The organism is Pantoea sp. USMM079 (genome assembly GCF_037153115.1).
Classification (GTDB): Bacteria; Pseudomonadota; Gammaproteobacteria; order Enterobacterales; family Enterobacteriaceae; genus Pantoea; species Pantoea communis.
Map to the genome: position 1 here is coordinate 158,138 of NZ_JBBCKX010000003.1, position 26,898 is coordinate 185,035.

The 26,898-nt window shown below is 53.4% G+C and carries 21 protein-coding genes; 7 read left to right on the plus strand and 14 right to left on the minus strand.

What is annotated here, in order from left to right; translation table 11 throughout:
- Nucleotides 1–79 precede the first annotated feature (79 nt).
- The 6 genes from lptD to apaH are packed head-to-tail and all read left to right on the plus strand — an operon-like array spanning nucleotide 80 to nucleotide 6,904.
- Entirely contained in the window at nucleotides 80–2,452 is a 2,373-nt protein-coding gene (gene lptD, locus WFP70_RS07315) for an LPS assembly protein LptD (RefSeq protein WP_160833560.1), read from the plus strand.
- 54 nt (nucleotides 2,453–2,506) lie between these two features.
- The gene (surA, locus tag WFP70_RS07320; protein WP_200574524.1) at nucleotides 2,507–3,802 is read left to right on the plus strand and encodes a peptidylprolyl isomerase SurA; all 1,296 of its coding nucleotides are present in this window, start codon (nucleotides 2,507–2,509) and stop codon (nucleotides 3,800–3,802) included.
- Nucleotides 3,792–4,784 (plus strand): 4-hydroxythreonine-4-phosphate dehydrogenase PdxA, encoded by a 993-nt coding sequence (gene pdxA / locus WFP70_RS07325; RefSeq protein WP_182057106.1) that lies wholly within the window; start codon nucleotides 3,792–3,794, stop codon nucleotides 4,782–4,784. The genes surA and pdxA overlap by 11 nt, the downstream gene beginning before the upstream one ends.
- Nucleotides 4,777–5,601 carry a 16S rRNA (adenine(1518)-N(6)/adenine(1519)-N(6))-dimethyltransferase RsmA gene (gene rsmA, locus WFP70_RS07330; RefSeq protein ID WP_337023094.1) on the plus strand — a complete coding sequence of 275 codons (825 nt, stop codon included), beginning with the start codon at nucleotides 4,777–4,779 and terminating at the stop codon, nucleotides 5,599–5,601. The genes pdxA and rsmA overlap by 8 nt, the downstream gene beginning before the upstream one ends.
- 4 nt (nucleotides 5,602–5,605) lie before the next feature.
- Nucleotides 5,606–5,983, plus strand: a complete 378-nt coding sequence (gene apaG, locus WFP70_RS07335; protein ID WP_034826077.1) for a Co2+/Mg2+ efflux protein ApaG — start codon at nucleotides 5,606–5,608, stop codon at nucleotides 5,981–5,983.
- 51 nt (nucleotides 5,984–6,034) lie between these two features.
- Nucleotides 6,035–6,904, plus strand: coding sequence for a bis(5'-nucleosyl)-tetraphosphatase (symmetrical) ApaH (gene apaH, locus WFP70_RS07340; protein ID WP_337023095.1), 870 nt, complete (start codon nucleotides 6,035–6,037; stop codon nucleotides 6,902–6,904).
- A 145-nt stretch (nucleotides 6,905–7,049) separates the two neighbouring features.
- On the opposite strand, the gene folA is transcribed toward apaH, so the two are convergent.
- The 10 genes from folA to ribF all read right to left on the minus strand — a co-directional run bounded on the left by folA (nucleotide 7,050) and on the right by ribF (nucleotide 20,789).
- Nucleotides 7,050–7,529, minus strand: coding sequence for a type 3 dihydrofolate reductase (gene folA, locus WFP70_RS07345; protein ID WP_034826087.1), 480 nt, complete (start codon nucleotides 7,527–7,529; stop codon nucleotides 7,050–7,052).
- A 286-nt stretch (nucleotides 7,530–7,815) separates the two neighbouring features.
- On the minus strand, nucleotides 7,816–8,958 hold the full coding sequence (locus WFP70_RS07350) for a porin (RefSeq protein ID WP_224932460.1): 1,143 nt from the start codon (nucleotides 8,956–8,958) through the stop codon (nucleotides 7,816–7,818).
- Between the two features lie 241 nt (nucleotides 8,959–9,199).
- The gene (gene carB, locus WFP70_RS07355) at nucleotides 9,200–12,424 is read right to left on the minus strand and encodes a carbamoyl-phosphate synthase large subunit (RefSeq protein ID WP_337023096.1); all 3,225 of its coding nucleotides are present in this window, start codon (nucleotides 12,422–12,424) and stop codon (nucleotides 9,200–9,202) included.
- A 13-nt stretch (nucleotides 12,425–12,437) separates the two neighbouring features.
- Nucleotides 12,438–13,586: a glutamine-hydrolyzing carbamoyl-phosphate synthase small subunit gene (gene carA, locus WFP70_RS07360; protein ID WP_337023097.1), complete on the minus strand. Its 1,149-nt coding sequence runs from the start codon at nucleotides 13,584–13,586 to the stop codon at nucleotides 12,438–12,440.
- Between the two features lie 471 nt (nucleotides 13,587–14,057).
- Complete coding sequence (gene dapB, locus WFP70_RS07365; RefSeq protein WP_160833563.1) at nucleotides 14,058–14,873, minus strand: 4-hydroxy-tetrahydrodipicolinate reductase; 816 nt, start codon at nucleotides 14,871–14,873, stop codon at nucleotides 14,058–14,060.
- A gap of 222 nt (nucleotides 14,874–15,095) precedes the next feature.
- Nucleotides 15,096–16,049, minus strand: a complete 954-nt coding sequence (ispH, locus tag WFP70_RS07370) for a 4-hydroxy-3-methylbut-2-enyl diphosphate reductase (protein ID WP_034826097.1) — start codon at nucleotides 16,047–16,049, stop codon at nucleotides 15,096–15,098.
- Entirely contained in the window at nucleotides 16,030–16,500 is a 471-nt protein-coding gene (gene fkpB, locus WFP70_RS07375; protein WP_160869768.1) for an FKBP-type peptidyl-prolyl cis-trans isomerase, read from the minus strand. The genes ispH and fkpB overlap by 20 nt, the downstream gene beginning before the upstream one ends.
- Before the next feature lie 3 nt (nucleotides 16,501–16,503).
- Nucleotides 16,504–17,004, minus strand: coding sequence for a signal peptidase II (gene lspA / locus WFP70_RS07380; protein ID WP_167139120.1), 501 nt, complete (start codon nucleotides 17,002–17,004; stop codon nucleotides 16,504–16,506).
- The gene (gene ileS, locus WFP70_RS07385) at nucleotides 17,004–19,823 is read right to left on the minus strand and encodes an isoleucine--tRNA ligase (protein WP_337023098.1); all 2,820 of its coding nucleotides are present in this window, start codon (nucleotides 19,821–19,823) and stop codon (nucleotides 17,004–17,006) included. Before ileS ends, lspA begins: the two co-directional genes overlap by 1 nt.
- A 27-nt stretch (nucleotides 19,824–19,850) precedes the next feature.
- On the minus strand, nucleotides 19,851–20,789 hold the full coding sequence (ribF, locus tag WFP70_RS07390) for a bifunctional riboflavin kinase/FAD synthetase (protein WP_337023099.1): 939 nt from the start codon (nucleotides 20,787–20,789) through the stop codon (nucleotides 19,851–19,853).
- A 318-nt stretch (nucleotides 20,790–21,107) separates the two neighbouring features.
- Here ribF and rpsT point away from each other — a divergent pair, with 318 nt between their 5' ends.
- Nucleotides 21,108–21,371 carry a 30S ribosomal protein S20 gene (rpsT, locus tag WFP70_RS07395; RefSeq protein ID WP_034826107.1) on the plus strand — a complete coding sequence of 88 codons (264 nt, stop codon included), beginning with the start codon at nucleotides 21,108–21,110 and terminating at the stop codon, nucleotides 21,369–21,371.
- Nucleotides 21,372–21,423: 52 nt separating this feature from the next.
- Here the strand turns inward: rpsT and nhaR are convergent, their stop codons facing one another.
- The 4 genes from nhaR to dnaK all read right to left on the minus strand — a co-directional run bounded on the left by nhaR (nucleotide 21,424) and on the right by dnaK (nucleotide 26,866).
- Complete coding sequence (gene nhaR, locus WFP70_RS07400) at nucleotides 21,424–22,326, minus strand: transcriptional activator NhaR (RefSeq protein WP_337023100.1); 903 nt, start codon at nucleotides 22,324–22,326, stop codon at nucleotides 21,424–21,426.
- A gap of 34 nt (nucleotides 22,327–22,360) precedes the next feature.
- A complete protein-coding gene (nhaA, locus tag WFP70_RS07405) occupies nucleotides 22,361–23,539 on the minus strand; it encodes a Na+/H+ antiporter NhaA (RefSeq protein WP_167139127.1) in 1,179 nt (392 codons plus the stop codon).
- A gap of 167 nt (nucleotides 23,540–23,706) precedes the next feature.
- Entirely contained in the window at nucleotides 23,707–24,852 is a 1,146-nt protein-coding gene (dnaJ, locus tag WFP70_RS07410; protein ID WP_034826114.1) for a molecular chaperone DnaJ, read from the minus strand.
- Nucleotides 24,853–24,955: 103 nt separating this feature from the next.
- A complete protein-coding gene (gene dnaK, locus WFP70_RS07415) occupies nucleotides 24,956–26,866 on the minus strand; it encodes a molecular chaperone DnaK (protein ID WP_097118312.1) in 1,911 nt (636 codons plus the stop codon).
- Nucleotides 26,867–26,898 lie beyond the last annotated feature (32 nt).

Genomic DNA, 26,898 nt, shown 5'->3' on the forward strand with positions numbered 1-26,898 from the left:
GCACAACGCCGGGCAGTAAGTTAGTCTCTGAGCCGATTGTCGGCATGATGCCCGTTCTCATGGAAATCCCGAACCGCGTATGAAAAAACAGATACCTACCCTGCTGGCAACCATGATTGGTGCAGCGCTCTACAGTCAGCAGTCATTCGCCGACGATCTTATGTCGCAATGTATGCTGGGCGTGCCGAGCTACAACCGTCCGCTGGTCAGCGGCGACACCAATTCCCTGCCTGTCACCATCAACTCTGACTCGGCCAAGGGTAACTACCCGAATGACGCGGTATTCACGGGCAATGTTGATGTGCAGCAGGGCAACAGCCGCTTACGTGCCGATGAGATGCAACTGCATCAGCGTCAGCAGGATGGACAGACCACGCCAGTGCGTACCGTGGATGCGCTGGGTAATGTGCACTATGACGACAACCAGGTCATCCTGAAAGGTCCGAAAGCGTGGTCCAATCTGAACACCAAAGACACCAACGTGTGGAACGGTGATTACCAGATGGTGGGCCGTCAGGGCCGTGGTGTTGCCGACCAGATGAAACTACGTGGCGACAACCGTTATACCATTCTGGAAAACGGCAGCTTCACCTCTTGCCTGCCCGGCTCTAATAGCTGGAGCGTGGTCGGTTCTGAAGTGATCCAGGACCGTCAGGAAGAAGTGGCGGAGATTTGGAACGCCCGCTTTAAACTCGGCAATGTGCCGGTGTTTTACAGCCCATATTTGCAGTTACCGATTGGCGATCGCCGTCGCTCCGGTTTCCTGATCCCGAATGCGAAGTACGGTAGTAACAACGGCTTCGAATTTATGCTGCCGTATTACTGGAACATCGCGCCACAGGCCGATGCCACCATTACGCCGCATTACATGAGCAAACGTGGTCTGCAATTGCAGAACGAATTCCGCTATCTGACCGTGTTTGGTGCCGGTTTGATGGAACTGGATTATCTGCCGTCCGATAAGCAGTACGACAACGACAAAGCGGTGCGTGGCATCGCCGAAAATGATAACTCAGATCGCTGGCTGTTCTACTGGCAGCATGCTGGTGTCTATGAGCAGCACTGGCGCTTCAATGCCAATTACACCAAGGTAAGTGACCCGTATTACTTCAACGATCTCGACTCGAAGTATTACAACTCTACTGACGGTTATGCGACGCAGAAATTCAGCTTTGGCTACGCGGACACCAACTGGGACGCCACGTTGTCGACCAAAGATTTCCAGGTGTTTGGCAGTACCAGCACGCGTAATATTTATCGTGCGATGCCTCAGCTTGACCTAAATTTCTATCAGAATGACATTGGTCCTTTTGACGGTCGTATTTTTGCTCAGGCGGTTAAATTTACCAACGTAAACAGCGAAATGCCTGAAGCCACGCGCCTTCATATCGAACCGACGTTGAATCTGCCACTATCCAATGGCTGGGCCAGTCTCGATACCGAAGCAAAATTCCTCGCTACCCACTATCAGCAGGATGGTATCGACAATTACAACAGCACTGTGGATGAAAATAGTGCTAGCGGTCAGCTGAAAAACTCCGTTAATCGTACCTTGCCGCAGTTCAAAGTGGATGGTCGCCTGGTGTTTGACCGTGATATGGATTGGGAACCTGGCTACACGCAAACGCTGGAACCGCGTGTGCAGTACCTCTATATCCCGTATCGCAACCAGAGCAGCATCTATCCGTACGACTCTACCCTGCTGCAAACCGACTATACCGGTCTGTTCCGCGATCGTACCTATAGCGGCCTGGATCGTATCGCGTCGGCTAACGAAGTCTCAACCGGTGTGACCACACGAATTTATGATAACGATCTGGTTGAACGTTTTAACGTTTCTGTGGGTCAAATCTACTCGTTTACCCCGTCTCGTACCGGCGTAAACCAGACGAGTGATGAAGATGATACCGGCAGCCTGGTGTGGGCGGGTGACACCTACTGGAAAATCAGCGATCGCTGGGGCGCACGCGGCGGGCTGCAGTATGACACCCGTCTCGATAACGTTGCACAAGGCAACGCCATCCTGGAATACCGTCAGGATGCCGATCGTATGGTGCAGTTGAGCTATCGCTACAGCAGCCCGGAATACGTGGCGCAGGCGTTGAACAACTCCAGCTTGCTGACGAACCCGATCTACAAAAACGGGATTTCACAAGTTGGCGCAACCGCGAGTTGGCCAATTGCCGATGCCTGGTCACTGGTGGGCGGATATTACTACGATACCCGCAACAGTCGCCCTGCTGAGCAGTTAGTTGGCCTGCAGTACAGCTCGTGCTGCTACGCCATTCGTCTGGGTTACGAGCGCAAGATCAACGGTTGGGAAAACAACGACAGTAAGTACGACAACCAAATCTCATTCAACATTGAGCTACGTGGTCTGAGTTCTAACTATGGCTTAGGCACCAATGAAATGCTGCGTCAGGGCATCATCCCTTACCAGCGCGCTTTCTGATGTTGTGATGTTTGACAGGCTATCCCGCAGTGCGGAAACAACAATGGATAAAGTATGAAGAACTGGAGAATGCTGATTCTTGGTGTAGCGATCACCGCTAACACTGCGTTCGCAGCCCCACAAGAGGTTGATAAAGTTGCTGCCGTCGTGAATAACGGCGTGGTACTGGAAAGTGACGTTGATAACATGATGCGCACCGTGAAATCACAGGCGCAGCAGGCTCATCAACAGTTGCCTGATGACAAAACCTTGCGTCATCAGATCCTTGAGCGTCAGGTCATGGATGCCATCATTCTTCAGATGGGCGAGAAAGCCGGCCTGCAGGTCAGCGATCAGCAGTTGGATCAGGCAATCCAGAATATTGCCGCACAAAATAAGATGAGCATGGATCAGTTGCGCAGCCGCCTGGCCTATGACGGAATGAACTACAACGCCTACCGTGCGCAGATCCGTCAGGAAATGCTGATCTCTGAAGTGCGTAATAACGAAGTGCGCCGCCGTGTGACGATCCTGCCGCAGGAAGTCGATACGCTGGCAACGCAGATTGGTTCACAGAATACTCAGGGCACTGAACTGAACGTGAGCCAGATCTTGCTGCCACTGTCAGAAAACCCTACGCAGCAGCAGGTTGACGATCAGGAAGCGCTGGCGCGTCAATTGGTCGGTCAACTGAAAAGCGGTGCCGATTTCGGCAAAATGGCAGTGACTTACTCTGCCGATCCGCAAGCGCTGAAAGGCGGCAACATGGGTTGGGCGAAAATTGAAGAGTTGCCGACCCTGTTCTCGCAAGCGTTAAGCACCGCGAAGAAAGGCGACATCGTCGGCCCCATCCGTTCTGGCGTCGGCTTCCACATTCTGAAAGTGAACGATCTGCGCGGTGAGAGCAAAAACATCTCTGTCACCGAAGTGCATGCGCGTCACATTCTGCTGAAGCCTTCTCCGATTCTCACTGACGCGCAGGCGCAAGCGAAGATCGAGCAGATTGCTGCAGATATCAAGAGTGGTAAAACCACCTTTGCCGCCGCTGCAAAACAGTTCTCTGACGATCCGGGTTCAGCCAATCAGGGCGGTGATCTCGGCTGGGCAACCCCGGAAATCTACGATCCGGCCTTCCGTGATGCACTGTTGAAGCTGCAAAAAGGCCAGGTCAGTGAGCCGGTACACTCATCCTTCGGCTGGCATCTGATTCAGTTACTGGATACCCGTCAGGTTGATAAAACCGATGCGGCGCAGAAAGAGCGTGCTTATCGTCTGCTGTTTAACCGTAAATTTGCCGAAGAAGCACAAACCTGGATGCAGGAACAACGCGCCAGTGCTTACGTGAAGATTCTGGACAACAATGGTCAGTAATTATCGTGTCGTGATCACCCCCGGCGAACCCGCCGGGATTGGTCCTGATCTCACCGTTCAACTGGCTCAGCTCGACTGGCCAGTTGAACTGGTGGTCTGTGCCGATGGCCATGTGCTGCGTCAGCGAGCCCAGCAACTGGGCTTACCGCTTACGCTGCGCGATTACCAACCGGGTGTTGCGGCACAAGCACAGCAGGCCGGTACGTTAACGCTGCTGCAGGTTGATACCGCGCAGCCGGTCACGCCTGGTGAATTAACCGTAGCGAATGGGCATTACGTATTGGAAACGCTGGCGCGTGCCTGCGACGGTTGCCTAAACGGTGAATTTGCTGCGTTGATTACCGGACCCGTGCACAAAGGCGTCATCAATGACGCCGGCATTCCGTTTACCGGTCATACCGAATTCTTCGCCGAGCGTGCCGGTGGCGATCGCGTGGTGATGATGCTGGCCACCGAAGAGTTACGCGTCGCGCTCGCCACTACGCATTTGCCGTTAAAAGATGTCGCTGATGCGATTACTCGCGACAGCCTGCATGAGGTGATTACGATTCTGCATCAGGATTTACAGCAGAAGTTCGGTTTACCCCATCCGCATATCTTTGTCTGCGGCCTGAATCCGCACGCGGGCGAAAGCGGCCATATGGGCCGTGAAGAAATTGATACTATCATTCCGGCGCTCGACGAACTGCGTCAGCAAGGTATACAGCTTACCGGCCCATTACCGGCTGATACGCTGTTCCAGCCGAAGTACCTACAGCATGCCGATGCGGTCCTGGCGATGTATCACGATCAGGGCTTACCGGTGCTAAAATTTCAGGGGTTTGGTCGCGCGGTGAATATCACCCTTGGCCTGCCCTTTATCCGGACTTCTGTCGACCATGGTACCGCGCTGGAATTAGCCGGCCAGGGCAAGGCGGAACCGGGCAGCTTTATCACGGCGCTTAATCTCGCCATCACTATGATCAAGAGCAGTAATGAATAATCGCGTCCATCTGGGGCATTTTGCCCGTAAACGTTTCGGGCAGAACTTCCTGAACGATCAGTACATTATCGACAGCATTGTCTCCGCTATTCACCCGCAGAAGGGAGAAGCGATTGTGGAGATTGGTCCCGGCCTGGGTGCCTTAACTGAACCGGTGGGCGAACGCCTCGATGAACTGACCGTTGTAGAGCTGGACCGCGATCTGGCTGCACGTTTGCAGACCCATCCGTTCCTCGGACCTAAGCTGACCATTTACCAGCAAGATGCCATGACCTTCGATTTCTCGGCGCTGGCGCAAGAGAAAGGTCAGCCACTGCGCGTCTTTGGCAACCTGCCGTACAATATTTCGACCCCGCTGATGTTCCACCTTTTCAGCTATACTGGTTCGATTAAAGACATGCACTTTATGCTGCAAAAAGAAGTGGTCAACCGTCTGGTTGCCGGGCCAGGCAGCAAAGCCTATGGCCGTCTTAGCGTGATGGCACAGTACTATTGCCAGGTGATTCCGGTGCTGGAAGTTCCACCCGAATCCTTCACGCCTGCGCCAAAAGTTGATTCCGCCGTGGTGCGTTTGATGCCTTACCCAGAGCCACCTTATCCGGTGAGCGATATTCGCCTGCTGAGCCGCATCACCACTGAAGCCTTTGGTCAACGCCGTAAAACCCTGCGTAACAGCCTTGCACATATGTTTACTGCGGGTGCGTTGGATGAACTGAACATTGATGCCTCGCTGCGTGCTGAGAATGTCACCGTGGCGCAGTATTGCCAATTGGCGAACTGGCTGGGCAATCATCAGGCTGAAACCCCGGAGAAATAAGTGTATGAGTGAACTGGCCCGCGTCTGTATTCATGTATTGAGTCAATATGTGGAATCACAATCCTTGCCCGACGAGGATCGTTACGTGTTTGCCTACACCATCACCATACGTAATCTGGGACGAAATAGCGTTCAACTGCATAGTCGCTACTGGCTTATCACCAATGGCAACGGTCGTGAGACTGAAGTTCAGGGGGAAGGTGTGGTTGGCGAGCAACCGCACATTGCCGCTGGCGGTGAGTATCAGTACACCAGCGGTGCGATTCTGGAAACCCCTATGGGCACCATGCAAGGTCATTATGTGATGATCGACGATGAAGGTGAAGAATTTCACGTCGACATTCCGGTGTTCCGACTCGCCGTGCAAACCCACATACATTAATCCCCCTCCGCCCGGCCAGTCCGGGCGGCGCGTTTTGATCGGACTGACGTAATGAGTACATACCTGATTGGCGATATTCACGGCTGTTATGACGAGCTACGTGCGCTGCTGGCGCAGGTTGATTTCGATCCGCAGCAAGACGAGCTTTGGCTAACCGGCGACTTAGTGGCGCGTGGCCCGGGTTCGCTGGATGTGCTGCGTTACGTGAAATCGCTGGGGGATTGCGTGCGGCTGGTGCTCGGCAATCACGACCTCCATCTGCTGGCGGTTTATGCGGGTATCAGTCGTAACAAACCTAAGGATCGTCTGACGCCATTGTTAGAGGCGCAGGACGCGGATGAGCTGATCAACTGGTTACGTCGCCAGCCGCTGCTACAAGTGGATGAAGAGAAAAAGCTGTTGATGGCTCACGCGGGTATCACGCCGCAGTGGGATCTCGACACGGCAAAACTCTGTGCGCGTGAAGTTGAAGCCGTGCTGGCCAGCGACACCTACCCGCTGTTCCTGGATGCGATGTACGGCGACATGCCGAACAACTGGACGCCTGAATTGAGCGGCTTGGCGCGTCTGCGCTTCAGTACCAATGCCCTGACGCGTATGCGCTTCTGCTTCCCCAACGGTCAGTTAGATATGATCTGCAAAGAAGCCCCCAACTCTGCTCCACCGCCTCTGAAACCCTGGTTCCTGGTTCCCGGCAAGATCGGCAGTGACTACACGCAGGTGTTTGGTCACTGGGCTTCACTGGAAGGCAAAGGGACGCCTGAGCACATTATCGGCCTGGATACCGGTTGCTGCTGGGGCGGCACGCTGACGCTGCTGCATTGGGAATCGCAACGCTATTATGTGCAGGCTTCTAACCGTGAAAAGGCGATGGCAGAGAGTGCCGCCAGCGTACATCCCCCATTGAGCGACATGTCATAAACAAAAAGCCCCGCAACGTGAGCGGGGCTTTTTGTTGATCGCTATAAAGGGTGGTTCTGAGATTTCCCGGTCGCCCTGTAGGGCAACACCACGACGAAATGAGACGATTTTCTCAGGGGCACATTGATGGGTGCCGGGATAAACATCAACGGCGATCTAAAATCTCAAAGCAGTAGCTGTGCGAGTTTTGCGCATCGGCGTCATGAAACTCGCTAAAGGTCGATTGCCACTCATCCGGCTCGTAATCCGGGAATTGGGTGTCACCTTCGACTTCGGCATCAATGTGTGTGAGATACAAACGATCGGCGCGCGCCAGCATCTGTTCGTAAATGCGACCGCCACCGATCACCATGACCTCTTCCACGTCTCCCGCCGCTTTCACTGCTTCGTCCAGCGAAGTCACCCAGGTCACGCCTTCATGGGTGCCCGGCTGGCTGCTCACCACGATATTCAAACGTCCCGGTAGAGGGCGGCCGATTGATTCAAAGGTCAGACGCCCCATAATCACCGGCTTATTCAGCGTATTACGTTTAAACCACGCCAAATCAGCGGGCAGGTTCCATGGCATGGCATTTTCCATACCAATAATGCGATCGGCTGCCAGTGCTGCGATCAGACTAATCATGTTAAAAGACCTACAGGAAAAAATTGGCGCCATCATACGTAAAGGCGAAAGTTTCGTCGATAGGCCGCCCCCGCTATTTGCGTAAAGCTCCTATGCGACCGCATTTTTGTTATTGGACAGAGTTTTACACCGACTTTCTCACCATACATGGAAATAGACGCCAGATTAGTCCAGCGGAACGCTACAACTCAGGGTGAAATGAGGCTTTGACGTGATGGAGTGTAAAGAAAACCGCACTGTCTGCTACAAAGAAAAACGGCTCCCGCAGGAGCCGTTGATACTTCGATTAGAAATCGTAGCGCAGACGCACCAGGTTCATGTTACCCAGTGATTTGTCGGTGCTTGAGGTGATCACGTATTCGTAGTCCACCTGGAAGCCGTAATCCAGTTTAGTGCTGATACCGACGCCATTGTCGATACGTTTGTAGTTACGTCCATTGACGAACTCCAGACGGTCGCCCATGAAGTAAGGCTGGATAGACTTGACCGCGTACTGATCGATAGCGAATTTGTAGCCCGCGAAGTATTCCACGCCCCACGCATCATCGGCGAAGTAGTTGTTAACCGTGTTCTTCTTGGTCGGTGAGAAGTTTTGATACCAGCCTGCACCTGCAGACAGCGTCCAGTTATCCGGGGTCCAGCTCAGCGCGGTACCGTAGATGTTCTGGTCGTAGTCTTTGCTTTCACCGGTGCCTGGGTTATGAATATCCGCACGGGTGTAGTTCCACGCGGTACCCCATGCCAGATCTTTGGTGATGTGATAGTTCACACCCAATGAGCCGCCACCTTTACGCTTGTAACGCAGGCCGTTGCCCGGCAGGTAGTTGTTATCTTCAAACAGGTATGAAGCGTAAACATCAACGTCGCCGAAGGTATTTTTATACTTCAGCATCTTACGTGAACGGTATGAACCGTCGTAATCACCGTTGATACCGTTACCCGGTGCCTGGGCCAGCATATCGTAGTCCCAGATATCGGTCTTCGCGCCGACCACATCATAATAAACGCTGTTCTGCTGGCCAAAGGTCAGCTGACCCCAGGTTTTGCTTTTCAGACCGGTGTAAAGCTGACGACGCGTAGTGTTGTTCTGGCCATCGGCATAGTGGTTATCCCAACCCCACCAGGCCGGGAAGTTCACGCCCAGCTCGTAGTAGCTGACCCAGCTGATGTCATCAAACAGATAGTAATCAGCGGAGAAACGGAAACGTGAACCGCCATCGTAGCCGTTACGTTTGTACGATTGGTCACTCACACCAGCCTGATGCTGGAACTGAGGACGAATACTGCCGCCGACTTTGAAATCAAGACGGCTAAGTGGATCGCCTGCCTGTGGATCCTGCTTCAGCAGGGTAATTTCCGCCTGGCTGGCGAGAGGCGCAGCAACTAATAACGCAGCCACTGCGCTGAGGGTGAAAGCACGCATTTTCATTTTTTATATCCCAGTTAAGGTGAGCGCTCTATTGATGAGCGCTCAAGATAGTACGGTGCGCTTACCGGGATCGTATTTATAATTTTGTGCGGATAATCCGAGGTGTAACCGTTATCGCATCAACTGATAAAAACTATGTCAAATCAATATATTTTTCACACATAACCTTATTCAACCAATGATAAACAGGCGAAAAAAAACGGCTCCCAAAGGAGCCGTTTTCAGTCGGTCAACTTATTGATTAACCTTTGATTTGCGCATGCATTTCCTGCACTGAAATCACTTTCTCTGTCGGATCTGCATTTAACGCCATCGCGGTAGCAAATCCACCATTCAGCGTGGTGTCATAATGCACTTTATATTGCAGTGCACTGCGGCGAATCAGTTTGGAATCTTCAATCGCCTGACGACCTGCGGTGGTATTGACGATGTAGGTGTATTCGCCATTCTTCAGACGGTCCTGAATGTGTGGACGACCTTCATGCACCTTGTTAACCAGACGTGGGTTGATACCGGCCTCACCCAGCACCACAGCGGTGCCGTGTGTGGCGTCCAACTCGAAGCCAAACTTCTGCAGCTTCGCCGCCAGGTCAACGATACGTTTCTTATCGCCTTCGCGCACAGACAGTAACGCACGACCGGTTTTCTTCATGTTGCTCTGCGCACCTAGCATCGCTTTGGCGAACGCTTCCGCAAAGGTACGGCCGACACCCATCACTTCGCCGGTAGAACGCATCTCTGGACCAAGAATCGGGTCAACACCCGGGAACTTGTTGAACGGTAGCACCACTTCTTTCACCGAATAATACGGTGGAATGATTTCTTTCGTGACGCCCTGCTCAGCCAGGGTTTTACCTGCCATCACGCGCGCAGCCACTTTCGCTAAAGGTACGCCGGTCGCTTTAGACACGAATGGCACGGTACGCGCCGCACGTGGGTTCACCTCAATCAGGTAAACCTCGTTGTCCTTCACTGCAAACTGCACGTTCATCAAACCGCGTACGTTCAGCTCGAAAGCCAGTTTCTCGACCTGTTGACGCATCACGTTCTGGATTTCAGTGCTCAGCGTATAAGCCGGCAGTGAACAAGCGGAGTCACCTGAGTGAACGCCGGCTTGTTCGATGTGCTCCATGATGCCGCCAATCAGCACACGTTCACCGTCGCAAATCGCATCCACGTCGACTTCCACTGCATCATCCAGGAAGCGGTCCAGCAGAACCGGTGCATCATTGGAAACCGAAACCGCGGTCTGGAAGTAACGCTTCAGGTCGATTTCATCATAAACGATTTCCATCGCACGACCGCCCAGCACATAGGAAGGACGTACCACCAACGGATAACCGATACCTGCCGCTTTCTCAACAGCTTGCTCCAGCGTAGCCACGGTGGCGTTAGCCGGTTGCTTCAGGCTCAGGCGATCAACCGCCTGCTGGAAACGTTCACGGTCTTCAGCACGGTCAATCGCATCTGGGCTAGTGCCTATCACGGGCACACCTGCTGCTTCCAGCGCACGAGCCAGCTTCAGCGGGGTCTGGCCGCCGTACTGCACGATGACGCCTTTAGGCTTCTCGATGCGCACGATTTCCAGCACGTCTTCCAGCGTCACCGGTTCGAAGTACAAACGGTCGGAGGTGTCGTAGTCAGTCGATACGGTTTCCGGGTTACAGTTCACCATAATGGTTTCGTAACCGTCGTCGCGCAGCGCCAGTGCCGCATGTACGCAGCAGTAATCGAACTCGATACCCTGACCGATACGGTTTGGACCGCCGCCCAAAATCATGATTTTGTCACGATCCTGGTTTGGATTGGCCTCGCACTCTTCTTCATAAGTGGAGTACATATAAGCGGTATCGGTGGAGAATTCTGCCGCACAGGTGTCTACGCGTTTGTAGACTGGGTGCAGGTTGAACTGCTGACGCAGTTTGCGAATTTCGCTCTCTGCCACGCCCGCCAGGTTTGCCAGACGCACGTCAGCAAAGCCTTTGCGCTTCAGTGCACGCAGGAAATCAGCATTCAGTGAGTTGACACCTTCACGCGCAACCTGCTCTTCCAGACGTACCAGCTCTTCGATTTGCACCAGGAACCAGCGGTCAATGTTAGTCAGGTTGAACACGCCATCCACCGACATACCGGCACGGAACGCATCCGCGATGTACCAGATACGGTCAGAACCGGCATCTTTCAGCTCACGGCGGATGCGGGTCAGGGCTTCGGCATCATCCAGATCCACTTTCGGGTCGAAGCCGTTTGCCCCCACTTCCAGACCGCGCAGCGCTTTCTGCATTGATTCCTGGAAGGTGCGGCCAATCGCCATCACTTCACCCACAGATTTCATCTGCGTGGTCAGGCGGTCATTGGCACCAGCGAACTTCTCGAAGTTGAAGCGAGGAATCTTGGTCACAACGTAGTCGATTGAAGGCTCAAACGACGCCGGCGTACGACCGCCGGTGATGTCATTCATTAGCTCATCGAGAGTGAAGCCCACCGCCAGTTTCGCGGCGACTTTTGCAATCGGGAAACCGGTCGCTTTGGAAGCCAGCGCCGAGGAGCGCGACACGCGCGGGTTCATTTCGATAACCACAATACGGCCGTCTTTTGGGTTAACCGAGAACTGCACGTTAGAACCGCCGGTTTCCACGCCGATTTCACGCAGTACCGCCAGCGAGGCGTTACGCATGATTTGGTATTCTTTATCGGTCAGGGTCTGAGCTGGCGCAACGGTGATAGAGTCACCGGTGTGGATACCCATCGCATCGAAGTTTTCGATCGAGCAGACGATGATGCAGTTGTCGTTTTTATCACGCACCACTTCCATCTCGTACTCTTTCCAGCCAATCAGCGACTCATCAATCAGCAGCTCATTGGTAGGGGAAAGATCCAGGCCACGCTCGCAAATCTCTTCGAACTCTTCGCGATTGTAAGCGATACCGCCACCGGTGCCGCCCATGGTAAAGGAAGGACGAATGATGCACGGGAAGCCTACATCTTCGGCCACGGCCAGTGCTTCTTCCATGGTATGCGCGATACCAGAGCGAGCAGTACCCAGACCGATACTTTTCATCGCCACATCAAAGCGGCGGCGGTCTTCGGCTTTATCGATAGCGTCTGCGGTCGCACCAATCATGGTGACACCGAACTCTGCCAATACCCCCTGACGTTCGAGTTCCAGCGCGCAGTTCAGTGCAGTCTGGCCACCCATGGTCGGCAGCACCGCATCCGGACGCTCTTTTTCGATGATCTTGCGCACCACTTCCCAGTGAATCGGCTCGATGTAAGTCGCATCGGCCATTTCCGGGTCAGTCATGATGGTCGCCGGGTTGGAGTTCACCAGAATGACGCGGTAACCCTCTTCACGCAGCGCTTTACACGCCTGCGCACCGGAGTAGTCAAATTCACATGCCTGGCCGATAACGATCGGGCCAGCGCCAAGGATCAGGATGGATTTTATGTCTGTACGTTTTGGCATCGTGGGCTCCTGATTACTTCGCGTTAGAACGGTAAGCTTCGATCAGTTCGATAAAGTGATCGAACAGCGGCGCCGCATCATGCGGGCCTGGGCTCGCTTCAGGGTGCCCCTGGAAGCTAAAGGCCGGTTTGTCTGTGCGGTGAATACCCTGCACCGTCTGGTCGAACAGCGAGACATGCGTAACGCGCAGATTCTCTGGCAGCTGGCTGTCATCAACCGCAAAACCGTGGTTCTGCGCAGTAATCATCACCACATTGTTGTCGAGATCTTTAACCGGATGGTTGCCGCCGTGGTGACCGAGTTTCATCTTCAAGGTTTTTGCACCGCTTGCCAGCGCCAGCAGCTGATGGCCGAGGCAAATACCAAACACCGGAATATCAGTTTTCAGGAAGGCCTGAATGGCGTTGATGGCGTAATCGCAAGGCTCCGGGTCACCAGGACCGTTCGACAGGAAAATGCCGTCTGGATTGAGTGCCAGCACCTCTTCTGCGCTGGTCTTTGCCGGGACAACCGTCAAACGGCAACCGCGATCCACCAGCATTCGCAGGATGTTGCGCTTAGCGCCGAAGTCATAGGCGACAACGTGGAATGGCAGCTCTGCAGCCGTTTTCTGCTCAGGCAAATCCCCTTCCAGTGTCCAGCTACCCTGCTGCCACGCGTAAGTTTCCGCCGTGGTCACTTCTTTCGCCAGGTCCATGCCTTTCAAGCCCGGGAAGGCCTGCGCTTTTTGCAGCGCCAGTGCCGCATCCGGATTATCACCCGCGATAATGCAGCCGCTCTGAGCGCCCTTCTCGCGCAGCAAACGGGTCAGTTTGCGCGTGTCGATATCGGCGATGCCGACAATGTTATTGCGCTGCAAGTAAGCTGACAGGCTTTCTTCACTACGGAAGTTGCTGGTGATCAGCGGCAGGTCGCGAATAACGAGGCCTTGAGCATGGATTTGGCTGGATTCTTCATCGGCGGCGTTAACGCCAACATTGCCGATATGGGGATAAGTGAGGGTAACGATTTGGCGGGAATAGGAAGGATCAGTGAGGATTTCTTGATAACCAGTCATTGACGTGTTGAAAACGACTTCCCCCACTGCCGACCCCGTTGCCCCGATGGCCCGACCGTGGAATTGGGTTCCGTCTTCCAGAACCAAGAGCGCTGACTTAATCAAAACATCCTCCAGGGAATAAACAGTCACAATATTTGCATATTAATTCAAAATACATGCCCGAATCAATGCAAAATCCGCCTGAATGCTCGAATTTTGGCAAATTGCGCGCATTCTAATGATCGACCTTCAGCTTGTCTACCCTGAGTGGCTATTTTTTTGTATTTTTAAGGCTGTTGAATGTTAAAAAGCGAGAAAGGCGATAAAAGAGTGAGATAAGTGAGGAAAATAAACGGTTGCTAAGCGGCAATAATCGCAAACACGTGCTACCGCGCATAAATTTTTGACCAAATGGTCAAAAATCGCATCTTACTGACCTCCCGATAGAACTAAACATTGAAAAATAGACACCAAAAGACAAAAATACAATTAAGCCATCATTTTAATAAGTAAAATTAAGGGCAATGATCACATTGCCCTATTCAATCATCATCTTACCGATTGAAATAACCACATCACGATGGTTCACAACACTCACAACATCGATAAATCCAGCACATCCCGCATATCATAGAGGCCAGATTTCTTGTTCTTCAACCAACTTGCCGCCTTAACTGCGCCATTAGCAAAGGTCATGCGGCTGGAAGCCTTATGGGTAATCTCTACACGCTCGCCAATATCAGCAAACATCGCGGTATGTTCACCAACAATATCGCCTGCGCGTACGGTAGCAAAGCCGATGGTCTGTGCTTGACGCTCGCCGGTATGGCCTTCGCGTGCGTAAACCGCGTGCTCGTCCAATTTCCAGTTCATCGCATCGGCAATCGCTTCGCCCATCGCTAACGCTGTACCTGATGGTGCATCAACTTTATGACGGTGGTGCGCTTCCACGATTTCAATATCAGCATAGTCACCCATCACTTTGGCTGCTTGCTGCAGCAGATTCAGCACCAGGTTCACACCAACACTAAAGTTAGCGGCAAACACAATGCCAATTTCTTCGGCAGCGGCGCGAATCGCTTCTTTACCTGCCTCATCAAAGCCGGTGGTGCCAATCACCATCGCCTTTTTATGCTTGCGGCAGAATGCCAGGTATTCCAGCGTACCTTCCGGCCGAGTAAAGTCGATCAGCACATCAAAATCATTGACCACTTTCAGCAAATCATCGGTAACGGTAATACCGGTTTTACCGATACCAGCCAGTTCACCTGCGTCAGCGCCCAGCAGTGAAGAACCGCTACGTGCCAGTGCTGCGCCTAACGCGACACCTTCCGCTTGCTGCACAGCCTGAATTAAATTGCGTCCCATGCGGCCTGGCGCACCAACGATAGCAATGCGGATATCACTCATAATTATTCATTCCTGATACAAATCTATGCATGCAAAGCGTAAACAGGTTAACGGTCAGATAACAGTCACGCCACAATAAAAAAGGGATAATAAGAATTTTATGCCAGCCGCCAAACATTATCAGTAAAAGCAATCCCACCTGCTGGAAGTGGTCTATTTGGCGACGACAGATAAAGAAAAGGCCGAACGATGTCGGCCTGATTCTGTTTCGATAGCAAACGCTTACTGGACGTTGCGCACTTCGACACGCAACTCTTTCGGCACTTCAAACACAATGTTCTCTTCACGGCCAATCAGCTCAATCGCGGCTTCGCCGCCATACTCTTTCAAGCGCTGAATCACCTGCTGCACCAGAATATCCGGTGCCGAGGCACCCGCCGTCACACCGATGATCTGCTTGCCTTTAACCCACTCTTCCTGAATGTCATCCGCTGAATCGATCAGCTTCGCCAGTTTCCCCGCACGCTGTGCCAGTTCGGCCAGACGGTTGGAGTTAGAGGAGTTTTTCGAGCCCACCACCAGCACCACTTCCGCATCACGCGCCAGAACACGCACGGCTTCCTGACGGTTAGTCGTGGCGTAACAGATATCATCTTTGCGTGGGCCAATAATTGCCGGGAAGCGCTGACGCAGTGCATCAATCACATCTGAAGTATCATCAACCGATAAAGTTGTCTGCGTCATGAAGCACAGATTGCCTTCGTCCTTAACGCTCAGCTTGAACACATCTTCCGGTGACTCCACCAAATACATGCCACCGTTGGGGTTGTTGTACTGCCCCATGGTGCCTTCTACTTCAGGGTGTCCGGCATGACCAATCAGAATGGCCTCCACACCTTTACGGCTGGCGCGCGCCACTTCCATATGTACCTTGGTCACCAGCGGACAAGTGGCGTCAAACAGCATGGTGAGATTGCGCGCTTTCGCTTCCGCCCGCACCGCCTGAGAAACGCCGTGAGCAGAGAAGATCAGGATGGCATCGTCCGGCACTTCGCTGATCTCTTCAATGAAGATCGCTCCCCGATCGCGCAAGCTGCTCACCACGTAGCGGTTATGTACCACTTCGTGACGCACGTAGATCGGTGCACCGTACATCTCCAGCGCGCGCTCCACGATGCTGATGGCGCGATCCACGCCTGCACAGAAACCGCGAGGGTTAGCTAACAGGATTTGCATCGCTGGCCTCCAGCACCGGATCAATCTCCAGCACTTCAATTTCAAACTGAATGCGCTGGCCAGCCAACGGATGGTTAAAATCAACGGTGATCGAGTCACCGGAAATTTCACGGATCACACCCGGCATCTCGCTACCACCTCTGCCGCTGAACAGCATGATGGAACCGACTTCCGGTTCGCCAGCATCTTTAAAGTCACGGCGCGAAAAGTACTGAACCAGGTCCGGACTGGTGCCACCAAAGGCATCTTCCGGTGCCAGCGTAAAGGCATGCTTATCGCCGACTTTACGTCCTAACAGTTCCTGTTCCAATGCACCAGACAAGCTGCCATCTCCCAGACGGAACAGCGCTGGTTTGCCGTTGGCGCGTGTTGATTCCGCTGTTGAGCCATCTTCCAGCTTCAGCGTGAAATGCACCAGCAACGCGCTATCGCGCTGTACGAAGTCGGTCATCTGTTACCCTTTCTCTTTTACCTGTTTGTCTTTCGGGGTGAGAAAACCTTCTAACACCACCAACGCCGCGCCGATGCAGATTCCGCAGTCAGCGATATTAAAGGTGGCGAAGTGCCAGTCTCCAACATAGAAGTCGATGAAATCGACCACGAAGCCGTGATAAGCACGATCAAACAGGTTACCCAATGCCCCGCCGATAATCAGCGCATAAGCAATATTGGTTAATTTATTACTGGCGCGGTTGCGATACATCATCACCACCAGCGCCACAACGATAGCAATCGCAATGCCGGCAAAGAACCAGCGCTGCCAACCGCCTTTGTCCGCCAGGAAGCTGAACGCCGCGCCATAGTTATGCGCGTAGAACAGATTCAGATACGGAATCAGCGGTTTGGTTTCATGCAGCATCATGTTGTTCATGATCCACTGCTTGCTGGCGAAATCGATCACGATCACCACCAGCACCAACCACAGCCAACGCAATCCGGTAGAGCAGATTTTCATCAGGCAAATTTCCGCACTTCACCGTTGCCGGCTACGTTGGTGTAACAACGTCCACAGACCGCAGCATGCTCTGCATTCTGGCCGACGTCAGTAGTGTAATGCCAGCAGCGCGGACATTTCTCGCCTTCTGCTTTGTGCAGTGCGATTTTCAGACCTTTCAGTACTTCGCTCTGCTGCGCTTCATCGCTGGCAGTGGCGTAATCCGCCACCGTCGCGCCGGAAGTCAGCAGGACAAAACGCAACTCATCGCCCAGCGCCTGCAGTTTAGCGGCCAGTTCAGCATCCGCGTAAAGCGTTACTGTGGCTTCCAGTGCGCCACCGATACGTTTATCGCTGCGCGCCTGCTCGATCACTTTGTTGACTTCACCGCGCACTTTAAGTAGCTCATCCCAATAAGCGTCGTTCAGTGCTTCGTTATCCGCCAGACCAAACAGGCCTTCATACCACTCTTCGGTGAATACGTATTTAGCACGTTCACCCGGCAGGTAGCCCCAGATTTCATCAGCAGTGAAGGACATGATTGGCGCCATCCAGCGCACCAGCGCTTCAACAATGTGCCACAGCGCGGTCTGGCAACTGCGACGCGCCAGGCTGTCACCTTTCGCGGTGTACTGACGATCTTTAATCACATCAAGATAGAACGAGCCCATTTCGATGGAGCAGAAGTGCATCAGACGCTGCACCACTTCATGGAAATCGTAGTTCTCGTAAGACTGGACGATGTCCTGCTGTGCAGCCAGCGCACGGCCAACCGCCCAGCGATCTACCACCACCATCTCTTCGGGTTTCACGCAATCGGTCGCCGGGTTGAAGCCCGCGAGGTTAGCCAGCAGGAAACGCGCGGTGTTACGGATACGACGATAGCTGTCCGCTGCACGCTTCAGGATTTCGTCGGACACCGCCATTTCACCGGAGTAATCCGTTGAGGCGACCCACAGACGCAGAATGTCCGCGCCCAGTTTGTCCATTACGTCCTGCGGTGCCACGGTGTTGCCGATGGATTTCGACATTTTGCGGCCCTGACCGTCCACGGTGAAACCGTGCGTCAGTACCTGACGGTAAGGCGCTTTGCCTTTCATCGCCGTCGAGATCATCAGCGAAGACATGAACCAGCCACGATGCTGATCTGAACCTTCCAGATACATATCCGGCGCATGGCCGCCAAATTCTGGGCGCGCATCGACCACAGAGTAGCTGGTTGATCCTGAATCGAACCACACATCCAGGGTATCCGGCACTTTGACATAGTGATCAGCGTCATCGCCCATCAGATCGCGCGGATCGAGATCCCACCATGCCTGAATGCCATCCTGCTCTACGCACTTCGCGACTTTTTCCATCAGCTCCAGTGTATCCGGGTGCAGCTGCTCGGTCTCTTTATGTACGAATAGCGCCATTGGCACGCCCCACGTACGCTGACGCGAGATACACCAATCTGGACGGTTCGCCACCATCGCTTCGATACGCGCCTGGCCCCAGTCTGGGATCCACTGCACGCCTTTGATCTCTTTCAGCGACTGCGCACGCAGGCCCTTCTGATCCATGCTGATGAACCACTGCGGGGTGGCACGGAAGATGATCGGGGTTTTGTGACGCCAGCAGTGTGGATAGCTGTGCAGCAGTTTCTCTACGTGCAGCAGCGCGCCTTTCTCTTTCAACAGCTCAACGATCATGTCGTTGGCTTTAAACACGTTTACGCCATCCAGCGTGGGATAGGTGCCTGGCAGGTACGCGCCATCCGGGCCGACCGGGTTAGCGGTTTCCAGACCGTATTTCTGGCCGATCACATAGTCATCTGGGCCGTGGCCAGGTGCGGTATGCACTGCACCGGTACCCGCTTCCAGCGTAACGTGCTCGCCCAATACGACTTTGGATTGGATCTGCTCAAGGAACGGGTGCTGGAACAGCTGCAGCTCAAGTGCCGCACCGTTGCATTCGCCCAGTACTTTCCACTCAGTGATGCCCGCGCGCTTCATCACACCCTCAACCATCTCTTTGGCGAGGATCAAGCTGCGGCCTTCGATTTGCAGCAACTGGTACTCGAACTCAGGATGCAGTGAGATACCGCGGTTGGCCGGCATGGTCCACGGGGTAGTGGTCCAGATCACCAGCGAAACTGGGCCTTCAGAGGCGGCAACGCCAAACTTAGCGCGCACCGCATCAGCATCGACGGCGTTAAACATCACGTCGATAGATGGGGAGGTTTTGTCGTAATACTCAACTTCCGCCTCAGCCAGCGCTGAACGACAATCGATGCACCAGTGCACTGGCTTCGCGCCTTTGTGCAGGTGACCATTGCCGATGATTTTACCCAGCGCACGGATGATATTGGCTTCGGTTTTGAAATTCATGGTCAGGTAGGGACGATCCCAGTCGCCCAGCACGCCGAGACGGATGAAATCTTTCTTCTGGCCTTCAACCTGCTCAGCAGCATAGTTACGGCAAGCTTCACGGAACTCCGCCGCGCTGACTTTTTCGCCCGGCTTACCGATCATCTGCTCAACTTTATGCTCAATCGGCAGGCCGTGGCAGTCCCAACCCGGCACATACGGCGAGTCATATCCCGCCATGCCTTTCGACTTAACGATAATGTCTTTCAGAATCTTGTTAACGGAGTGACCAATATGAATGCTGCCGTTCGCGTAAGGAGGGCCATCATGCAAAATAAAGGTTTTTTTCCCTTTTTTGGCTTCGCGGATGATGCCGTACAGGTTGTCATCAGTCCAACGTTGCAGCATTCCCGGTTCGCGTTTGGCCAGATCGCCACGCATCGGGAACCCCGTTTCCGGCAAATTCAGGGTAGATTTATAGTCACTCATCAGATTCTCGGTTCCGTATTTCGGTCATTAAGCCGGTGCGTTAAGCCCAAAAAATTGGCGGGCCGTCACCACATCTTTCGCAATTTGTTCTTTCAACGCGTCCAGCGAAGCGAAACGCTGTTCGTCGCGAATCTTCTGTTTCAGCACCACCTCAATGTGGTGGCCATAAAGATTCATATGTGTGTCAAGCAGGTGAACTTCAAGCTGCTGACGCAGACCTTTTACCGTCGGACGTGTGCCAATGTTGGCCACGCCAGCGATGGGCTTGTCGCCCAGGCCTAACACTTCTACCGCAAACACCCCTTTCACCGGCGTTACTGTGCGGCGTAATGGAATGTTAGCGGTGGGGAAACCAATGGTGCGCCCCAGTGCATCACCGTGCACCACGCGCCCTGAAATGCTGAATGGATGGCCCAGCAGCGCTTCCGCCTGCGCAAAATCATCCTGTGCCAGTGCCTGACGTACCGCCGTGCTACTGATACGCGCACCGCCATCACAATAGGTCTGGGTGCTGATGACGTCGAAGCCATACTCGACACCGGCTTTCTGTAATAACAGGAAATCTCCCTGGCGACCAGCGCCAAAGCGGAAATCATCACCCACTGCGAGAAACTTCACGTTGAGTTTATCGACCAGCAGTTCAGCGATAAAACTTTGTGCGGAGTGCGCCGCAAAACGGCGATCAAAGCGGACGCAGAGCACCGCATCAACACCCGCCAGCTCGAGATACTTCAGCTTCTCGCGCAAACGCGTCAGGCGTGCCGGGGCTTTGTCACCGGCAAACAATTCAAGTGGTTGCGGTTCAAACAGCATCACCACCACCGGCAGATTGCGTTGACGTCCTTCAGCAATCAACTCCGCCATCAATGCCTGGTGGCCGCGATGTACGCCGTCAAAATTGCCAATGGTCAGGACGCAGCCGCGATGCTGCTTTTTCAGATTATAAATACCGCGGATAAACTTCATGGCTGACTCAAACCGGTGGAAATCGGCGGATTATACCCTTGAATGGCCTTCAGGTTAACCCGTCTGCGTGCCTTTCCTGCGTATGGTGCGGCTTAATGCGCACGCAACCCATTGCTCAGGCAGGTAATGAAGATTTTTAATGCGAAATACTGTATTCAGCGACGTGTTGCTGGTAGAATCCTGCGCCATCAATTACGTAATCAAGCGCCGTTGCTAAAACGACGCTTATTTGCACAAATCCATTGACAAAAGAAGGCGCAAAAGGCATAGTCCTCGGCCTTTGATTTGTCCATATAGATCACATTTGGGAGTTGGACCTTGGCTAATATCAAATCAGCTAAGAAACGCGCCGTAACATCTGAGAAACGTCGCAAGCATAACGCAAGCAACCGTTCAATGATGCGTACTTTCATCAAGAAAGTATACGCGGCTATCGCAACAGGCGACAAAGCTGCTGCGCAGAACGCATTCAACGAAATGCAACCAATCGTGGACCGTCAGGCTGCTAAAGGTCTGATCCACAAAAACAAAGCTGCACGCCATAAAGCAAACCTGGCTGCACAGATCACCAAACTGGCTTAATCGCCTGTTAGGTTATCGCTTTGTCGAAAGAACCGGCGCTTAGCCGGTTTTTTTATGCCTGCGATTTAGCATTAAAGAGTGCGCTGAAATCACGATTGCAGATGCGCTGCACCGCCGGATGTTGAATCATACGCTCGGCAAAAATCACGTGATACTCCTCCATCACCGCCTCCAGACGCCCTATTTCACGGATCGTATCATCGCGATAGATCTCAGCGCCATAGAGTGTCGGCGCGACAAAAATCGCATTGTTCTGCGCACCAAAGGCCTTCATCAAAGCCGCATCATCAAACTCGCCCAGAATATCCACCTGCAACCCCTGGCTGTGAATCCAGTTCAGCAACTTGCGGCCGAGCATCGAGCGACGCCCGGGAATGAGCAGGCGACGCTGCTCTAAACATGCCGGGAAAGGACGATCCGGCAGCGGTGCATTGCACCAGAAACTGACTGGGCATTCGCCGAGTTTCACTGAGAACAAACCTTCCTGCTGAGTGGAGTCGATTGGGCAATCCGAGACAATCATGTCGAGCTTGTGCTGGCTCAGTTGCTCCAGCAACATCTCGTGCGTTGACTCGAAACAGCGCAGATGAATTTTCTCCTCCGACACCACGGCCGCTTCTAGCACTTTGCTCACCAGTGGCTTCGATAATGCATCCGCCACACCCACGTCGAACAACAGATGCGACTCTTTGCGATAGTTAACGATATCCAGCATCTCCTGGCTGAGCATGAACATGCGATCGGCGTAGCGAAACACCAGTTGTCCGAGTTCATTAGGCACTAAACCACGCCCCTGGCGACGAAACAGCACGCCACCCAATTGCTCTTCCAGTGCTTTAATCTGCCCCGTCACCGTTTGAGGCGTCAGGCACAGGACATCAGCGGCGCGCACCACGGAACCGGTTTTGCACACCTGCCAGAAATAATAGAGATGATTGAAATTGAGCTGATTCATTATAAAAAAAGGAGGCTTACGCCTCCTTCCCTGTTTATCGCAGTTTGATACGCAACAGCGTGTAACCGATCACTGCCGACAGCAGCGAGCCACTGAGGATACCGAGTTTCGAGAAGGTCACCAGTTGCTCATGTGCGGCGTCAAAGGCCAGCGAACTAATAAAAATCGACATGGTAAAGCCAATACCGCATAGCACACCGATCGCCATGATATCGCGTATTGTGGTGCCATTCGGCAACACCGCTAACCGCCACTTCACTGCCAGCCAGCAGAACAACGTAATGCCCAGCGGTTTACCGATCAGCAGGCCGAGGATAATGCCCAACGGCTCCGGTGACAGCACATCGCCAAAGGTGATGCCGCTTAATGAGATACCGGCATTAGCGAAGGCGAACAGCGGCAGAATCAGCCAGTTCACCCAGGGCATCAAACCGTGTGCCAGATGTTCTGCAGGCGAATGGCCATCCTTCTCTTCCAGCGGCACAAAGAAGCCCACGATCACCCCTGCCAGGGTGGCATGCACGCCGGATTTCAGCACCGCCGTCCACAGCACCACGCCCACCAGCATATAAATCGCAATATTACGCACACCGCAGCGGTTCAATAGTGCCAGCAATACGATAGCGCCAGCTGCAACGCTCAGCGACAGCACCGAGAGATCGCTGGTATAGAACAGCGCGATGATCACGATAGCGCCGAGGTCATCGATGATCGCCAGTGCCATCAGGAAAACTTTCAACGCGGCGGGCACGCGGCTGCCGAGCAGCGCCAGGACGCCTAAAGCAAAGGCAATGTCTGTGGCGGTTGGGATTGCCCAGCCGTTACGAGCGATTTCATCAGCATGATTGAAACCGAAGAAAATCAGGCCGGGAACCACCATACCACCGAGGGCGGCAATCACCGGGAAGACGGCACGGTCGCGACTGGCTAATTCACCAATCATCAGCTCACGCTTCACTTCAAGGCCGATTAACAAGAAGAACAACGCCATCAGCGCATCGTTGATCCACAGCAACAGGTTTTTGCTGATATCCAATGCGCCAAAACGAATTTGCACCGGCTCAGCGAGGAACGATTGATAACCTTGCGCGGTTTCTGCACTGTTGGCGAGGATCATTGCCGCAACAGCGGCAAGAATAAGCACGATGCCGTTACTGGCATCACTCGCGATAAAGCTCTTCAGTAAGCTTCGAATACTACGGGGTTTGTTCACAACTCCTCCTGAGCAGGACAATTTTTAGCGGCTAGTTTAGCGGCGTAAATACCTCGTTAAAAGCAGCTTATGTCTCGTTTATAGATCGGTAATAACGATCTATTAAATCACAGTCATAAAAAAAGCGGAGAGTCGCCTCTCCGCTTCATTGTGAACCACTTACCCGATTAGCGGGTCAGATCGTCAAAGAACTTTTTCACACCATCGAAGAAGCTTTTAGAGCGCGGGCTGTTTTTCTCACCCGTTGGGCCGCCAAAGCTCTCTTCCAGCTCACGCAACAACGCTTTCTGTTTGTCGTTGAGGCTAACTGGCGTTTCCACTACCACACGGCACAGCAAATCGCCAACGGCTCCGCCACGCACCGACTTCACACCTTTACCGCGCATGCGGAACAGCTTGCCGGTTTGCGTTTCAGACGGCACTTTCAGCTTCACGCGACCATCAAGAGTAGGCACTTCGATCTCGCCACCCAATGCCGCCATCGCGAAGTTGATCGGCACTTCACAGTACAGATTGTTATCTTCACGCTCGAAGATCGGGTGTTTCTTCACCGAGACCTGAACGTACAGATCGCCTGCTGGTGCACCATGCTCACCCGCTTCACCTTCGCCACTCAGACGAATGCGATCGCCGGTATCCACGCCTGCCGGGATTTTCACCGACAAGGTTTTCTGGCGTTCAACGCGACCATGTCCATGACAGGCGTTGCACGGATCTTTGATTACCGAACCACGACCGTGACAGGTCGGACACGCCTGCTGTACGGTGAAGAAGCCCTGGCGCATCTGCACCTGACCCGCACCATGACAGGTTGAACAGGTCTGTGGCTGCGTACCCGCTTTAGCCCCGCTGCCGTGGCAGACATCACACTCTTCCAGGGTAGGAATGCGGATCTCTTTGGTCACGCCGCGTACCGCTTCTTCCAGCGACAGCTCCATGTTGTAGCGTAAATCGGCGCCACGGGCAGCACGCTGACGGCGTCCACCACCAAAAATATCGCCAAATACGTCGCCAAAGATATCGCTGAAGTCAGCACCGCCGCCGCCAAAGCCGCCGCCACCGAATCCACCACCGCCCATGCCACCCTGTTCAAAGGCTGCATGGCCGTACTGGTCATAGGCCGCACGCTTCTGCGCATCGGTCAGGACTTCGTAGGCTTCTTTAATCTCTTTAAACTTAGCTTCGGCTTCTTTATTGTCCGGGTTACGGTCCGGATGGTATTTCATCGCCAGGCGCTTATAGGCCTTTTTGATTTCACGCTCATCTGCGGATTTAGAGACGCCTAAGATCTCGTAAAAATCACTCTTAGCCATTTTGTTCTGCCCTTAACATGATCGCACGGGCGTGGAGAGATCTCCTACGCCCGTGCTGGTTTCAACGGCTGTCAGGCCAGCCGTCGCGCCCGGTCAGGGGCAATTATTTTTTATCTTTAACTTCTTCGAATTCAGCGTCGACAACATCGTCATCTTTCTTCGCTGAAGCGTCGCCAGCATCCGCTGCGCCCGCCTGGCCTTGCTGCTGCGCCAGTTCCATCAGTTTGCTTGAGACTTCCATCAATGCCTGCATTTTGGCTTCGATTTCAGCTTTATCTTCGCCTTTCAGCGCGGTGTTCAGCTCGGTCAGCGCAGACTCGATCGGTGCTTTGTCTTCAGCAGACAGTTTGTCACCGGCTTCATCCAGTTGCTTACGGGTGCTATGCGCAATCTGGTCACCCTGGTTGCGCGTCTGCACCAGCTCTTCGAACTTACGGTCAGACTCGGCATTCGCTTCTGCGTCACGCACCATTTTTTCGATCTCTTCTTCGTTCAGACCTGAAGAAGCTTTGATGGTGATCTTCTGCTCTTTACCGCTGTTTTTGTCTTTCGCAGACACGTGCAGGATACCATCGGCATCGATATCGAAGGTCACTTCGATCTGCGGCATACCGCGCGGTGCAGCCTGGATACCGTCGAGGTTGAACTGGCCCAGTGACTTGTTATCACCTGAACGCTTACGCTCACCCTGCAGCACGTGAATGGTCACGGCAGACTGGTTATCTTCAGCCGTCGAGAACACCTGGCTGTGCTTAGTTGGGATGGTGGTGTTCTTGCTGATCAGCGAAGTCATCACGCCACCCATGGTTTCGATACCCAGCGACAGCGGGGTTACGTCCAGCAGCAGAACGTCTTTCACTTCACCGGCCAACACACCACCCTGAACCGCAGCACCCACAGCAACGGCTTCATCCGGGTTCACGTCTTTACGTGGCTCTTTACCAAAGAACTCAGTGACTTTGGCCTGAACCATTGGCATACGCGTCTGGCCACCAACGAGGATAACGTCGTTGATATCAGAAACAGACAGACCTGCGTCCTGCAGAGCAACTTTCAGTGGCTCGATAGAACGGGTCACCAGATCTTCAACCAGTGATTCCAGCTTCGCACGGGTCACTTTGATGTTCAGGTGCTTAGGACCAGTCGCATCCGCCGTGATGTACGGCAGGTTAACGTCGGTCTGCTGCGCTGAAGACAGTTCAATCTTCGCTTTTTCAGCCGCTTCTTTCAGACGTTGCATCGCCAGCGGATCGTTATGCAGATCGATACCCTGATCTTTCTTGAATTCTGCGACTAAGTAGTTGATCAGACGGCTGTCGAAGTCTTCACCACCGAGGTGAGTATCACCATTGGTTGCCAGCACTTCGAAGGTTTTCTCGCCATCAACTTCATCGATTTCGATGATAGAGATATCGAAAGTACCACCACCCAGGTCATATACCGCGATAGTACGGTTGCCCTGACCTTTATCCAGACCGTAAGCCAGTGCGGCTGCGGTAGGTTCGTTGATGATACGTTTTACGTCCAGACCCGCGATGCGGCCGGCATCTTTAGTTGCCTGACGCTGTGCATCGTTGAAGTAAGCTGGAACAGTGATAACCGCTTCGGTTACCGCTTCACCGAGGAAATCTTCCGCGGTTTTCTTCATCTTTTTCAGCACTTCAGCAGAGATCTGCGGTGGTGCCATTTTCTGGTCTTTCACGTTCAACCATGCGTCACCGTTATCAGAACCGATAATTTTGTACGGCATGATTTTGATATCACGCTGCACTTCTTCGTCCTGGAAACGACGGCCAATCAGGCGCTTGATCGCGAACAGGGTGTTCTGCGGGTTAGTCACCGCCTGACGTTTAGCCGGCTGACCGACCAGAGTTTCGCCATCTTGTGTATATGCAATGATTGACGGTGTGGTGCGATCGCCTTCGGCGTTTTCAAGCACACGTGCTTTACCACCATCCATAACCGCAACACATGAGTTGGTTGTACCCAAGTCAATACCAATAATCTTACCCATCTAAACGTCTCCCACTTAAATTCTTTGTCAAT